The sequence below is a fragment of the Ruoffia sp. FAM 26255 genome, from assembly GCF_045528525.1.
In the GTDB taxonomy this organism is placed as follows: Bacteria; Bacillota; Bacilli; order Lactobacillales; family Aerococcaceae; genus Ruoffia; species Ruoffia tabacinasalis.
This window is the reverse complement of the sequence record NZ_JBGQQX010000048.1, coordinates 1-15,385: the sequence shown is the minus strand read 5'-3', so window position 1 is coordinate 15,385 and position 15,385 is coordinate 1. Positions and strand designations below refer to the sequence as shown.

The window sequence follows — 15,385 nt, the reverse complement described above, 5'->3', positions numbered from 1 at the left end:
CTCCGGCTTCCTTCAGATTCCACCTCACGGTGGACACCCTTGCCTTTAGCTAACAGTTCCTACTGCCAAGTCTGTAGTGGACTTTCACCACCAAGTTATCGCCCATGCCGGGCGCACATGCAAAAAACCATTCAAATCACAAATGTGACTTGAATGGTTTAAGTCTTTACGCTTCGTTGTCACTTTCTTCGTTATAGTCCACTTTAATTTGGTTTAATAACGAATCAATATGACTACCGTAATCAATTGAACGATCACGTTCAAATTTAATTTCCGGTGTTTTATATAAAGTTAATTTCTTACCTAAATCTCTACGAACTTTACCTGTAATAGCATCCAGACCTCTTTGAGTCTTTTGTCTCTCACCAGCTTTATCCGATAAAGTACTATAGTAAATTGTCGCTTGTTGTAAATCTCCAGTAACATTTACATCGGTAATTGTTACCCCTTCAACACGTGGATCTTTAATTTCTAATAATAAGATATTATTAACTTCACGCAATATTTCTTGTCTAACTCTACCTGCACGGTATTTTGCCATAGTATCGTCCTCCTTAAAAGGTTATCTTTCTATTTCAACCATATGGAATGCTTCGATAACGTCATCCATTTTAACATCGTTATAGTTTTCAATCATGATACCACATTCATAGCCTTTAGCTACTTGTTTTGCATCATCTTGGAATCGTTTCAAGCTTGCGATTTCACCTTCAAATATTACAATGTTATCACGAATTAAACGAACTTGACTATCACGAGCAATGTAGCCATCAGTAACGAATGAACCAGCAATCGTACCTAATTTAGACACTGTAAATGTCTCACGTACAAGCGCTTGACCTTGAACTTCTTCTTCATATTCTGGGTCTAGCATACCTTTCATGGCTGTTTCTATTTCATCAATAGCGTCATAAATTACACGATATTGTCTAATGTCGACAACTTCAGAATCTGCTTGTAGACGCGCTTGTGGTGTTGGGCGAACGTTAAATCCAATCACAATCGCACCTGAAGCAGCGGCTAATGAAATGTCACTTTCATTAATTGCTCCAACGGCTTGGTGAACTACATTTACACGCACACCTTCAACTTCAATTTTTTGTAAGCTTGCAGATAATGCTTCAGCTGAACCTTGCACATCGGCTTTAATAATCACGTTAACTGATTTTAATTCGCCTTCTTGTAATGATTCAAATAAGTTATCTAAAGTTACTTTCTTTGTTAAACTACGTTGAGCTTCTTGAGCTTCTTGTGCACGTTGTTCACCGGCTTGACGTGCAGTTTTCTCATCTTCGAATACTACGAATAAGTCACCCGCTTGTGGTGCTGTTTGTAAACCAGTAATCTCAACAGGAGTGGCTGGTCCAGCTGTACGGATACGTCGTCCGATATCGTTAACCATTGTTCTAACACGGCCATACGTATTACCAACAACGATCGGATCTCCAACATTTAAAGTACCATCTTGTACTAATAACGTAGCTGTTGCACCTTGGTTTTTATCAAGACGTGCTTCGATAACTGACCCTAATGCTAAACGGTCAGGGTTAGCTTTCAGTTCTTGAACTTCTGATACTAGTACAATCATTTCTAATAATTCTTCAATATTTTGATTGAATTTCGCTGAGATTTCGACAAAGATGTTGTCTCCACCCCAATCCTCAGAAATAATTCCGTGTTCAGATAACTCTTGTTTTACACGGTCTGGATTTGCTGTTGGTTTATCAATTTTGTTCACAGCGATGATAATTGGTACATCGGCAGCCTTCGCATGGTTAATCGCCTCAACTGTCTGTGGCATTACACCGTCATCGGCAGCTACAACAATAATTGCAATATCCGTTACATCCGCTCCACGAGCACGCATAGTTGTGAAAGCCTCATGTCCAGGCGTATCTAAGAATGTAATAATATTGTCGTCTTCAGTTTCAACTTGGTAAGCACCAATATGTTGAGTAATCCCACCAGCTTCACCTTCTGTAACACGTGAATGACGTAATTGGTCAAGTAATGTTGTTTTACCGTGGTCAACGTGACCCATAATAGTAACAACAGCTGGGCGAGTTGTTAATTTAGCTTCATCTTGTTCTTCTTCGAAGTACACATCTAAATCAGATACATCAACAACAACTTTTTCTTCTGGTTCTACACCATATTCAAGCGCGATTAATTCGATCACATCTTTTGAAAGTGCTTGGTTTTGGTTAGCCATAACACCGTTCATCATTAATTTTTTAATGATTTCAGATGCATCTCGATGCAACATTTTAGCAATTTCTTGAATATTTGTTCCTTCAGAATACACTAATTTTTCTGGTAAATCTTTATGTTTACGTTGTGTAATCCCTTTAGAATAAGTGTTCTTGAAATTCTTGTTCCCTTTACCGCGACGGTTGCGTCGATTACGGCGTCCAGGTTGATTTGATGATTTATTGTTATTAGAAGCGTTCTTATTTGAGTTGTTATTCTGCTTAGTATTCGTTTTAGATTCCTCTTTTTTATGTTGATTTTGTTTTGCTTGGTTTTTATCCGATGCTTTTTTATTCGTATTTTGAGAAGTGTTTGAACCTTCTTTATTTGCCTCTTTCGAGTTTGTTTCTGGTTTTTCGGATTTCTTATTGTTTTTATTACTAATAATATTATTCAGTTGCTTTTCTTGGTCTTCAGAAATTGAAGACATATGGCTACCGAATTCCATGCCTTTTGACTTAGCCATAGTAAGTAGCTCTTTACTTGTCAGATCATGTTCTTTTGCATATTCATATACGCGTTTAGTCATGTAATCACCTTCCTAATTAATTAGTCATATGATTCCTCACTCTCCACATCGTAAGATAAAAATTTATTTGTCATGCCTTGATTTGTCAAACCGATAATTGAACGGTTTTTACCAATAGCTTGACTTAATTCATACTTAGTAAATTCTGTGTTAAGGGGAATATCTTTTCGTTCACTTAAAGAACGGTATCTCTCTAATGTTTTCTCACTGGCATCGCTCGCGCATAATACTAGGCGAACGCGGTTATTTTTTACCGCTTTTTCGACCAATTCATCTCCAGAAATAATCTCTCTGGCGCGCATAGCTAGACCTAACATATTTAATTTCTTTAAATCATTTTTCATAGTAGTTCTTTACGAGCTTTCTGATGATCAATATAATTGTATAACTCATCATAGAATTCATCATTAATCTTCACACCAAATGCACGATCAAATGTTTTTTCTTTTTTTGCTTTTAATGCCAACTCAGGTTCAAGTGCTATATAAGCACCTCGTCCATTTTTTCGTCCTGTTGGATCAAGAAAAACTTCGTTTTCTTTGGATTTAACAACACGCACTAATTCTTTTTTTGGATACATTTCCTGAGATACAATGCATTTTCTCATTGGTTGTTTGCGTTGTTTAGCAGCCATTAGTTCGCTCCTTTAATGAAAATTATCATTTATTATAATTCAGCTTGTTCTTCTTGCTCTTCAAGCAATTCATCATAATCTTGTTCATGATCATGCTCAACTTCAGAAATTGCGTCCTCTACAGCTTCAGCATCGTAATTATTCTCATCTAGATCTTGCTCTTCAAGTTGTTCATTGACACTATCATGATCTTCAATTTCTTCTATCTCTTCAACATCAGCAATAATTTCAGCTTCATCGAATGCATCATACTCTTCAGTTAATTCTACTTCATTATTAACTAAGTAATCTTCTTCGATTTCAGCACTTTGTTCTGATAAATACTCTTCATAAGCTGTTTCTGATTTAATATCTATCTTATGTGATGTTAAACGCGCAGCTAAGCGAGCATTTTGCCCTTTTTTACCGATTGCTAACGATAATTGGTAATCTGGCACTACAACGATACAAGAGTTTCCTTCTTCTTCAAAAATTACATTAATAACTTCTGCAGGACTCATAGCGTTACGGATAAATGTTGCAGGATCTTCACTATATTCAATAATATCCATGTTCTCGCCATTCAGTTCATTCACGATTGTTTGTACACGTTGTCCTTTTTGACCCACACACGTACCAACTGGATCAATATTCTCATCACGAGATCTTACCGCAACTTTAGAACGGTCTCCAGCTTCACGTGAAATTGAAACAATCTCAACAATCCCATCATAAATCTCTGGCACTTCTTGTTCAAATAATCTGCGTAAGAAATCCGGATGCGAACGACTCACGACCACTTGTGGTCCTCTAGGTGTTTTATCAATTTTTGATACATACACTTTCACACGTTCGTCAATTTCTAAGTTTTCTCCAGCAATTTGTTCACGAATTGGCATAACTGCCTCAACTTTATCTAAGTTGACATATACAATTCCTTTTTCGAAACGTTCAACAGTCCCAGTTAAAATCTCATCTTCATATTGAATGAATTCATTATAAATAATGTCACGTTCAGCTTCACGAATTCGTTGCATTACAACATGTTTAGCTGTTTGAGTGGCAATACGACCAAAATCGTTTGGTGTTACTTCGAATTTGATTTTGTCGCCGACTTCATAAGCTCGATTAATTTCTAAAGCTTCTTCTAATGAAATTTCAAAAGTAGGGTCATACTTAGTTTCTACGACTTCTTTCACTGAAAATACTTTGATTGATCCACTTTCTTCGTCAAATTCTACTTCAACGTTTTGTGCATTATCGTATCTTTTTTTATACGCTAATACTAAAGCCGATTCGAGAGCTTCCTTGATGACCTGACTAGAAATTCCTTTTTCCTCTTCAAGAATCTGCATAGCTTGTACTAAATCTTTACTCATCTTCTTAATCACCTCATTAATTTTTTAGAATTTAATTGCTAAACGGAGTTTTGATACCGCATCGCGTTTAATTTCAAGTACTTTTTTTCTTGTCTTAATTGTTACTTCAATTTGGAACATTTCATCCGTGACTTCTAATAAAGTACCTTCATGAAATTTCTCCCCAAATTGTGGTACGTAATAATCTAAATGAATATATTCGCCCACAGCATTTAAGATATCTTGTTCAGTTTTTAATGGACGTTCGGCACCTGGCGATGACACTTCTAAAAAATATGCTTTTGGAAATGGATCTGGGCTAATCTGATCGAGTGCCTCACTTAGTTTTTCGCTAATTTTCGCACAATCTTCAATATCTATTCCCTTTTCTTTATCGGCATAGACTCTCAAGTACCAGTTTGGTCCTTCTTTTACATATTCAACATCAACCAAATAACAATTTTCTGATTCTACAATTGGCTCAATTACTGGAACTACGGACTCAATAACTTTACTCAATATTTCACCTCATCCTTTAAATTAAATTCTTAGTTATAAATATGAAAGGAGCAAGCGTCACCGCTCACTCCTCCCCGTCTCTTCTAAATTCCTTAACCAATATACCACAAATCTTTAAAATGTACAAGTAACAGCTTCTTTAAAGCATTCCAAATAAAAAACCTTTAATCAAAATATGATCAAAGGTTTTAGTTTAAATTAATTTGGGTAAATATCATTCACATGATTATTTACATCAATAACTAAGTATAATTTTTTATCTTGGATTTTTCCGGACATGAATTTATTCACTGTACCACTTTCTTCGGTTACTTCGAATGGGAAGTAAACTTCTTCACTGTCTTCATTATCCCATACGACTGTCAATCGTTCGATATCTTGATTTTTTATCACTGTCTCAAACATTCCAGCCTCTAATCCACCTTGATTAATGTCTGTTGTTTGAAAAGTATCAGCTTCAGGTAGTAATTCCATTCTGAAAGCTTCTGAAGGATGAATCTCAACAATTTCTCCATCATTAATTCTACCTAAACTTGTTGAAACACGTTTAATCCAAATATCACCGACTAAATCTACTGGAATTTCCCATTGGCCACCATTATGGAAATGAAAATTAAATGTCTGAACCTTTCTTCCCATTACAATTCTCCCCTTTAAGCTATTTATTTTACTTATAAACTTATTATAACATATTTTTTTGGCGAGTCCAGAAGTTTGTTATTGTTTTCACAATTAAACCATATGAGTAAATCCGTGTTTAATTCAATTAAATTTTAATATGAAACTTTTTCATGTGAATAAAAACATATCAAACTGTTATATTATATTTTCATTATCTGTTATATTTATTTAAGTGCAATTTTATTTCTTATAGTTAACAAGTTGTGCTATAATTCTATTCATATTGAATTGAGAGGATGTTTATATAAATGAAAAAAAGAATAAAACTGTTGCTTTTTAGTTTGTTATTATTCTTATTCTTAGAACCAATGGCTCCTGCTAAAGCTGAGGTATTTTCTGAAGAATTTGTAGGTGAAACTGTGACTATCGGAACGGTCGGTGAAGAATTGGCTGATATATGGGAGTTTGTTGCTGATAAAGCTGAGGAAGATGGCATTGAATTAGACATAGTCCTGTTTACTGACTATAATACACCTAACATTTCATTAGTTGATGGATCATTGGATATGAATGCTTATCAGCATACCGACTTCTTAAATGATTGGAATGAAGCAAATGAAACTAATTTAGTTTCTATTGGAAATACTTTTGCTACCCCATTGCGTTTCTTTTCAGAAAAGCATAATTCTATTGATGATTTACCTGAAGGGGCGATCATTGCTATTCCAAATGATTTGGCAAGTAGCTCTTACGCTTTACAAATCTTAGATTATGCTGAGCTTATTAAACTAGATGAATCAATTGATGCCTTACCAACTGTGAATGACATCGTTGAAAATCCAAATAATTATGAAATCATTGAATTGGAAGCTGCTCAAATTCCAGCTGCCATGGCCGATGTTGATATGGGAGTGATTCATCAGGTCTACTTAGAAAGTACTGACTTTGAACCAAATGATGCTATCTATTCTTATGGCCACAATACTGAAACATTCAATTATAATCGCTTGAACACCGTTACGGTTCGTGAAGAAGATCAAGACAACCCACTATACCAATATATTGTAGATTTATATCAATCAGACGATGTTGCAGACTATATTGAAGAAATTTCAAATGGTGGTCATATTCCTGCTTGGATATTATTAGAAGAATATGAAGCAAGTCTTGAGAATGAACGTAATTAATTATTTATTTTGTGATTATCACAACTTTTACAAACGATACCGTTTGTAGTTATTCTTAAAAAGAAAAACACGCGTAGAAAGTAAGACTTCTCTTGCTTTCTACGCGCGTTTTTTAACAACACATATAAGTTGTATTTGTCTAATTATTTAGTGTTTTTTTCGATATGTGCGATAAATGCATCCGCAACTGTTTGTAAGAAACCACGTGTTTCTTCATTATTTAATTTACCGTCTTCATCAAAGAAGTTTTGTGAATTTGCTAAGTAAACTTCTGGTTGACCTAATACTGGCATATCTAAGAATGCTAATGTAGGACGTAGTGATTGAACAGCGTTCGCACCACTAATATTGGAAATAGAGTGACCTAGGATTAAAGCTGGCTTACCAGCCCATACACTTTGTCCCCAAGGACGAGAAGCAACATCAATGGCATTTTTTAATACTCCAGAAGTTGAACGGTTATATTCTGGTGTCGCAAAAATAATTGCATCTTGTGCTGATACAGCGTTACGGAATTCAGTATATTCGCTTGGGTTGTTTTCATCGTATTCTTCGTTATATAATGGTAAGTTCCCAATTTCTAAGAATTCTACTTCTACATCTGCTGGGAATAACTCAGCTAATGCTACCGACCATTTACGCGCATAGGATTCTTTACGTAAGCTACCTACTACTACTCCAATTTTTGTCATAAAAATAACATCTCCTTAAAATAATTTTGATTACTATTATATTCTAACGACATTCAAATGGTTATGCAAATGAAAAGGTCTGGTTTTTGAAAATAATTTCGTTTTAGAGATAATTATTGATATTTACATAAAAAACTTCTTTTTAGGTTAGAAAACTTAAAAAGAAGTGTAAATTATTCAATATTTAAAATAAACTGAGCTGATCTTCATCTGGTAATCCTTCTAAGACGCCATTATCGTCTAAGTACGCTAGTACTGTTTTTGAAACTTTACCACGCTTTTGTAAATCTTCTTTTGATAAGAATGGAGCTTCTTGACGTGCTTTCACAATTTGTTCAGCTACGTTATTACCTAAACCAGGAACGGCTCTAAATGGTGGAATTAATGAATCTCCTTCGATTATGAAATGTTTCGAGTCAGATTTTTCAATATTAATCATTTGGAATTTAAATCCACGTTCTAACATTTCATTCGCTATCTCTAGTTCTGTCACTAATTCTTTTTCTTTATTTGTTGCTCCAAAGCCTTTGTCATTAATTTCACGGACACGTCTTTTGACCATTTCTTTCCCTTGATGCATAGCAACTAAATCAAAGTCTTTTGCACGAATTGAGAAATACGCAGCGTAATAGTACATTGGATAATACACTTTAAAGTAAGCTACACGCAAGGCCATCAGAACATAAGCAGCCGCATGGGCTTTCGGGAACATATACTTAATTTTTAAACAAGAGTCAATGTACCATTCTGGAACATTATTACTTCGCATATCTGCTTGCCAGTCATCAGGAATTCCTTTCCCCTTACGCACATGCTCCATAATTTGGAAGGCGGTCCCATCTTCTAAACCGTATTGAATTAAAGTTGTCATAATATCATCACGACAACCAATTACATCAGATAGTTCTACAACATTATTTTTAATTAATTCTTGAGCATTTCCTAACCAAACATCTGTCCCATGTGAAAGTCCAGAGATTTGAAGTAACTCCGCGAAAGTTTTAGGTTTTGTTTCTGAAACCATGCCTCGCACGAAGCCAGTCCCGAATTCTGGAACCCCAAGTGTTCCGGTATCAGAATTTATTTGTTCTGGCGTTACCCCCAGTACTTCAGTACCGCTGAATATTTGCATCACTTTTTCATCTACAGGCGGAATATCCATTGGATCAATACCACTTAAATCTTGTAACATACGAATCATGGTCGGATCATCGTGACCAAGAATATCAAGCTTTAAGACATTGGCATCAATAGAATGGAAATCAAAGTGTGTAGTCTTCCATTCGGCATTCACATCGTCCGCTGGATATTGCACAGGTGTAAAGTCGTAAACATCCATGAAGTCAGGGATAACAATAATACCACCCGGATGTTGACCTGTTGTTCTTCGAGCGCCTTCAATACCATAGGCTAATCGTTCTCTTTCAGCCTGAGGCAAATGCTCACCTGAAGATTCTAGATATCCTCGAATGTAACCGTGAGCAGTTTTATTGGCAACTGTACCTATTGTTCCTGCACGAAAGACATAATCTTCACCGAATAACTCCTTAGTATACGCATGCGCTTTTGCTTGGTAATCTCCTGAGAAGTTCAAATCAATATCGGGAACTTTGTCTCCGTAGAATCCAAGGAAAGTTTCGAACGGAATATCTTGTCCATCTTTTTTCAATTCGGCTCCACAATCAGGACAAGCCTTTGGTGGAAGGTCGTAACCAGATTTATGTTCACCATTAGTGAAAAACTCACTATAGTGGCATTCTGTACAATAATAATGTGCGGCTAAGGGATTCACTTCAGTAATTCCTGTTAAGGTGGCTACTAAACTTGATCCAACTGATCCACGAGAACCAACTAAATATCCATCATCATTACTTTTAAGCACTAATTTTTGTGAGATTAAATAAATAACCGCGAACCCATTCGATATAATACTGTCCAATTCCTTTTTGATTCGCTTATCAACGATATCAGGCAGAGGATTTCCGTACATTTCATGCGCTTTGTCATAACTCATTTGAGTAATTTCTTCTTCAGCACCTTCAATAACAGGTGGATATAATTCATCTTTAATCACAGCAACTTCTTCAATTGAATCTGCAATTTTTTGAGTATTCTCAACGACGATTTCTTGGGCTTTTTCAGCACCAAGGAAAGAAAATTCTTGTAACATCTCATCAGTCGTTCTGAAATGAACTCTTGGCATATGTAAAGTTCTGTTAGCGTTGATTTTCATCGATTTCTTCAATACTTCACGGTAAATTTCATCTTTTTCATCCAGGTAATGGACATTCCCAGTCGCAACAACGGTTTTGTTCTTTTCATCACCTAAACGAAGCATTTCACTGATAATATGTTTTAAGTCAGCTTCGTTACGAATCAATTCATCTTTGATGAGTGGTTCATAAACTGATGGAGGTTGCACTTCGATAAAGTCATAATAATCAACAAGTTCGCTTGCTTCTTCATACCCTTTTTGCATCATGGCAGTGAATACTTCTCCTGTTGAACACGCCGTTCCAATTAATAAATCATCACGATATTGGGTCAATTCAGATCTTGGAATACGAGGTACACGGTAGAAATACTCTGTACTGGACATGGATATCAGCTTAAATAAAGCTTTCAATCCGTCTTGGTTCTTAACTAATATAGTTGCATGGAAAGGTCTTGATTGTTTAAAACTCTCACCCTGTCCTATTTGGTCGTTTAATTGGTTATGATTGATGATACCAAATTGATCCTTCGCTTGTTCTAATAACTTCATCAAGATGTACCCTGTTGTCTCGGAGTCATAGACTGCTCGGTGATGCTGTTCTAGTTGAACGTTATATCGCTTAGCTAAAGTATTCAAACGGTGTGATTTATAATCTGGATTCACTAAACGAGACAGTTCTAATGTATCAATCACTGGTAAGTCAGTTTGTGGTAAGCCAACACGTTCATAGCCTTTATTAATGAAGCCAATATCAAACGTTGCGTTATGCGCAACTAGAATAGAATCACCACAAAACTGTTGGAATTGTTCTAAAACAGGTTTAGCCGTTGGAGCATCTTTAACCATATCATCAGTAATACCTGTTAACTCAGTAGTGAAAGCTGACAAAGGTTTGTTTGGATTAATAAAGGCTTCGAATGTATCAATAATTTCGCCTTCTCTCATCTTCACTCCTGCAAGTTCTATGATGTCATCATAGACAGATGATAGTCCAGTCGTCTCCACGTCAAATACAACATATGTTGCTTCATCTAAAGCCTCATCTCTTAAGTTAAATGCGATGGGTTCACCGTCATTCACGACATAAGCTTCAATTCCGTAGATTACTTTTATTCCATGTTTTTTACCCGCCCAATACGCATCTGGGAAAGATTGTGCTACAGCGTGATCCGTTATAGCAACTGCTTTATGACCCCATTTAGCTGCTTGAGTAACAATATCAGTGGCTGAGTTTGTTGCATCTAATTGACTCATATTTGTATGAGCATGCAATTCAACACGTTTACCATCAGCCGGTGCTTTATCTTCACGGCCAGGGACCGTTACTTTTCTAACACTTCTCGGTCTAAAATATAATTCCGAAGTGAAATTATCTGGGATCATATCTCCCTCTAGTCGAATCCATTCACCTTTACTAAATTGATTCAATGCTTCTTTTGAGATGCGACGGCCAGACATCAGCTTAACAGTCACTGAGCTCGTGTAGTCAGTAATATTCATAATTAAAAGCTGATTTCCACTACGCAAGTCTTTAATTTCATGCGAAAATATAAAACCTTCAATGATTTGTTTAAATTGATTATCATCTAATTCAATCATTGGCAAAGCCGGTTTATTAGGAATATCTTTCCCTATATCATCAGAGGTTGATTGCACAACTGTTCGCTCTTGTTTTTGTCTTTTTTCTTGAATTTCTAAAGCTTCTAATAAGCTCTGTTCATCTTCATTACTTTGACGATCTCGAACTGCGTTAATCTCATCTTGTAATAACTCTTCGTCAACGTAGTACTCTAAATTAAGGTCAGTAATTTGGACTTGTTCGAGTTTCTCTATTAATAATCGTTCGTATTTTTCTTTTAACATATTAATTTGAATATCACTAGCTAATCCAATTCTTAATGATTCGCCAACGATTTCATACTTCGCTTGAGACAAGATCGACCGAATAAAAGGCTTTTCTTGTGCTATTACTGACATAATAGCGTACCAATATTCAAGTATGTTATTAGATTCTAAAGAATCCTCTTCAAATAGCCACCAAGTCTCAACTCTACCAATATGCTCAAATGCTTTTATTATATGATGTTGAAAAATTTGATATGCATTTGGATGAATTCGATTTGGCGAAATAAATGTAAAATGCCATTGGTTTGACTGTGCTAATATATTCACAGTTTTAATTTCAGTATGTTGTAGTTCTTCAACGATTTCTTCATCATTTAATTGAATATGATCGAGAAGTAATTCGAATAATTCTCTTTTATCAGCCATAATAACTCCTTTCGATAAAATTAAGGATGCAACCATCAATAATGATGCCACATCCTCAAATTAAAACTTATTGGAAAAATGCCCTGTTAATATCATTCCATGTTACAGCAACCATTAATACTACCATAATTAACACGCCAATAATTGTAATGATTCCTTCTTTTGATTCACTTAATGGTTTCCCTCTAATTGCTTCAATCGCATTTAAAACAATTTTACCACCGTCTAAAGCTGGTATGGGTAGTAAGTTGAATACTCCTAAATTAGCAGAAAGCATCGCTAAGAAGTTCACTATTACTGGTAGCCCAAGGCTAACAACTTGATCAGTCATCTGAGCCATCGCTACTGGGCCACCAAAGTTATTAATATTGAAGCCACTCGTAATCATACTGCCGATAACTCCTAATACGCCAGTGATAATTCCCCAAGTCGCTGTCACACCATAAGTAATACTACTTCCAAAACTAAACTCTCTATCCGCAATAATTCCAATTTGTCCAATTTCGTTACCAGATTGTTCATCCGTCACAGCCTGAACATTCACAACTGTATCAACCGTTTCATTCTCACGTTCAACAGTCATTTGTAATTCTTCGTTTGGTCTTTCTTGAATTAATAATACTAAATCAGACCACTCACTTACAGATTGCCCATCGACTTCAGTTACTCTATCGCCATCAACTAAACCAGCTTCTTGAGCTACTGATCCATCAACAACTTCACCAATGACGCTATCTGTATTAGGAATACCAATCATAAAAGCAACAATTGTAAAAGCAATAATGGATAATATAAAGTTATTCATTGGTCCTGCAAAGTTAGTAATCATCTTATTCCAAACACTCGCACTTTCATAGCGCATTTCACGTGGTGCAACTGGTAATTTAGTTCCATCCGCTTCAATTATGTTTGCTTTTTTTGCCACTGAGTATTTTACAATATCTGTTTGTCCAACTGGAACAGCTTCAATGATCATCTCATCAATTAAATCAACATTGTCAACTCTGACTGGCATCTCGTCAACTGAAAAGTTATCCGATAAATTAATCAATGATACTTGATCATTATCATTAATTTCTAAACCTACTTCCATTCCAGCTTGAATTTCATCTTCTTCATATAATCCAGCTAGACGAACGTAACCACCAAGTGGTAACAATCTGACTGTATATGTTGTTCCATCTTTCCCTTGTTTAGAAAATAATTTAGGACCCATCCCTAACGCAAATTCTCTAACTAAAATTCCTGCACGCTTTGCGAAAAAATAGTGTCCAAACTCATGTATAACTACAATTATCGAAAATATGACTAAAAATACTAGTAAAGTCGTCAATAGTAACCATCCTATCTAAATAAATTTATCCAAAACATCATTATAAAACTTGCGAAAATTAAACTATCAAATCGGTCTAACATACCACCATGACCCGGTAAAAATTTACCCGAATCTTTAACGTTAAAATAACGTTTAAATGCCGATTCAACTAAATCACCAAATTGTCCAAAAAGTGACACTATAATTGTTAACATCCATATTTGATTCACTACACCTAAGGCTGGTTGGAATAAAGCGACAAATATACTTGATACAAGTAGTGCGGTTAAAACCCCACCAATCATTCCTTCAACTGTCTTATTCGGGCTGATTTCAGGAGCCAGTGGTCTTTTTCCTAACTTCCTACCGACAAAGTACGCACCGGAATCAGTTGACCATACTACAACTAATAAGTAAAGAATTGTTTCTAGACCCATCTCGCGAAATAGTATTAAGAATCTAAAACCATAACCTATATAAATACAGGCAAACACAATGATAGCCGCATGAGCAAAATTAAATTTTCGATGGTTGAATACAGTAAATACTAACAACATCAGACTACAAATGTAAAATAAATACTCTGGATTGCCCTGTTTCAAAATTTCTGGCATATACATTTGAGGTATGAGTAAAGAAGTCAAACCAACGACAGAAAAGAAACCAATATGATTAAATATATTTAGTTTCTGCATTTCTGCAAATTCAAATAAGCCTATAATTCCAATAACCCACATCGCAAATGCATAATAACCGCCACCTATTAATAAGAATGGGATATAAAGCGCAAGTGCTATGACGGCACTTCTAATTCTTACAATCAAAATTATTCCTCCTAAGACTTAAGACGACAGACAATTATTAAACTTTTCCAAATCGTCGTTGTCTGCCGTTATAAGCATTAATAGCCTTGTCAAGTTCACCCTCATTAAAATCAGGCCATAAGACATCTGTAAAGTAAAACTCACTATAGGCAGCTTGCCACAATAGGAAATTGCTTAAGCGTTCTTCTCCACTTGTTCGAATAATTAAATCAGGATCACTGAGTTCATTATAACGACTCGTCATTAAATGTTTATTAATTAATTCTTCTGATACATCACTTAAATTAATATTTTCTTTTTGAATTTCAGTTATAATACTTTTCACTGCACTAGTAATTTCCTGTCGTGCCCCATAATTCAATGCAAAGTTTAATATCATTCCAGTACAATGTTTAGTATCCTCAATGGCTGAGTTTAAGATTCCTTTAGTTTCTTCAGGAAGTGCATCTGTGTCACCGATGACTTCAATTCGAATATTATGTTCAATTAATTCAGGTAAAAAATCGTTAAAGAATTCCTTCGGCAATTTCATCAGAAAGTCCACTTCATCTTTAGGTCGTCCCCAATTTTCTGTTGAAAAAGCATACATTGTAATTAATTTTATATTAAGTTCATTCGCTCTAATTGTAATTTTTTTAATTGCTTGAACACCTTTTCGATGCCCAACTACGCGTGGTAAAAATCTTTTCTTAGCCCAGCGTCCATTTCCATCCATTATAATTGCAATGTGCTTGGGAACTGTTTCAAATTCATTATTCATAAAATACTCCCTTTTAAATAATCATCCCTAGTATTATACCAAAATAATGCTAAATTACGAATAATAATCATGAAAACAAAAAAATACTTTTATCTAAAAAGTTAGGTTCTACAATAAATAGGGTTGATGACAAAAATTAAAATGTCATCAACCCTATCTTTGTGTCTTCTAAAAGACGCAGATATTCGTTATATTAAAAGTACCACCAAATAACATAAGGAGAATATCTAC

At 35.2% G+C, this 15,385-nt stretch carries 13 protein-coding genes; 1 reads left to right on the top strand and 12 read right to left on the bottom strand.

From position 1 onward, the window contains the following. Window positions 1-166 precede the first annotated feature (166 nt). From rbfA to ACEN31_RS08985, 7 genes are all read right to left on the bottom strand, one after another. Entirely contained in the window at window positions 167-541 is a 375-nt protein-coding gene (gene rbfA / locus ACEN31_RS09015) for a 30S ribosome-binding factor RbfA (RefSeq protein WP_407090602.1), read from the bottom strand. A 21-nt stretch (window positions 542-562) separates the two neighbouring features. Next, on the bottom strand, window positions 563-2,779 hold the full coding sequence (gene infB, locus ACEN31_RS09010; RefSeq protein WP_407109227.1) for a translation initiation factor IF-2: 2,217 nt from the start codon (window positions 2,777-2,779) through the stop codon (window positions 563-565). 20 nt (window positions 2,780-2,799) lie between these two features. Beyond that, window positions 2,800-3,123, bottom strand: coding sequence for a L7Ae/L30e/S12e/Gadd45 family ribosomal protein (locus tag ACEN31_RS09005; RefSeq protein ID WP_407109226.1), 324 nt, complete (start codon window positions 3,121-3,123; stop codon window positions 2,800-2,802). Further along, the gene (rnpM, locus tag ACEN31_RS09000; protein ID WP_407109225.1) at window positions 3,120-3,413 is read right to left on the bottom strand and encodes an RNase P modulator RnpM; all 294 of its coding nucleotides are present in this window, start codon (window positions 3,411-3,413) and stop codon (window positions 3,120-3,122) included. Before rnpM ends, ACEN31_RS09005 begins: the two co-directional genes overlap by 4 nt. A 32-nt stretch (window positions 3,414-3,445) precedes the next feature. After that, window positions 3,446-4,771 (bottom strand): transcription termination factor NusA, encoded by a 1,326-nt coding sequence (gene nusA / locus ACEN31_RS08995; protein ID WP_407109224.1) that lies wholly within the window; start codon window positions 4,769-4,771, stop codon window positions 3,446-3,448. A gap of 24 nt (window positions 4,772-4,795) precedes the next feature. Continuing rightward, the gene (rimP, locus tag ACEN31_RS08990; protein ID WP_407090597.1) at window positions 4,796-5,269 is read right to left on the bottom strand and encodes a ribosome maturation factor RimP; all 474 of its coding nucleotides are present in this window, start codon (window positions 5,267-5,269) and stop codon (window positions 4,796-4,798) included. Between the two features lie 198 nt (window positions 5,270-5,467). Further along, window positions 5,468-5,908 carry a hypothetical protein gene (locus tag ACEN31_RS08985; RefSeq protein WP_407090596.1) on the bottom strand — a complete coding sequence of 147 codons (441 nt, stop codon included), beginning with the start codon at window positions 5,906-5,908 and terminating at the stop codon, window positions 5,468-5,470. A gap of 290 nt (window positions 5,909-6,198) precedes the next feature. On the opposite strand from ACEN31_RS08985, the gene ACEN31_RS08980 reads away from it, so the two are divergent. Beyond that, window positions 6,199-7,077 carry a MetQ/NlpA family ABC transporter substrate-binding protein gene (locus tag ACEN31_RS08980; protein WP_407109223.1) on the top strand — a complete coding sequence of 293 codons (879 nt, stop codon included), beginning with the start codon at window positions 6,199-6,201 and terminating at the stop codon, window positions 7,075-7,077. A 143-nt stretch (window positions 7,078-7,220) separates the two neighbouring features. On the opposite strand, the gene ACEN31_RS08975 is transcribed toward ACEN31_RS08980, so the two are convergent. The 5 genes from ACEN31_RS08975 to ACEN31_RS08955 all read right to left on the bottom strand — a co-directional run bounded on the left by ACEN31_RS08975 (window position 7,221) and on the right by ACEN31_RS08955 (window position 15,154). Beyond that, window positions 7,221-7,769: an NADPH-dependent FMN reductase gene (locus ACEN31_RS08975; RefSeq protein ID WP_197104441.1), complete on the bottom strand. Its 549-nt coding sequence runs from the start codon at window positions 7,767-7,769 to the stop codon at window positions 7,221-7,223. 184 nt (window positions 7,770-7,953) lie between these two features. After that, window positions 7,954-12,255, bottom strand: a complete 4,302-nt coding sequence (locus tag ACEN31_RS08970) for a PolC-type DNA polymerase III (protein WP_407090594.1) — start codon at window positions 12,253-12,255, stop codon at window positions 7,954-7,956. A gap of 67 nt (window positions 12,256-12,322) precedes the next feature. Beyond that, a complete protein-coding gene (gene rseP, locus ACEN31_RS08965; protein WP_407090593.1) occupies window positions 12,323-13,588 on the bottom strand; it encodes an RIP metalloprotease RseP in 1,266 nt (421 codons plus the stop codon). Window positions 13,589-13,599: 11 nt separating this feature from the next. Then, complete coding sequence (locus ACEN31_RS08960; RefSeq protein WP_407090592.1) at window positions 13,600-14,394, bottom strand: phosphatidate cytidylyltransferase; 795 nt, start codon at window positions 14,392-14,394, stop codon at window positions 13,600-13,602. Between the two features lie 37 nt (window positions 14,395-14,431). Further along, entirely contained in the window at window positions 14,432-15,154 is a 723-nt protein-coding gene (locus ACEN31_RS08955) for an isoprenyl transferase (protein WP_338489085.1), read from the bottom strand. Window positions 15,155-15,385: the final 231 nt, after the last annotated feature.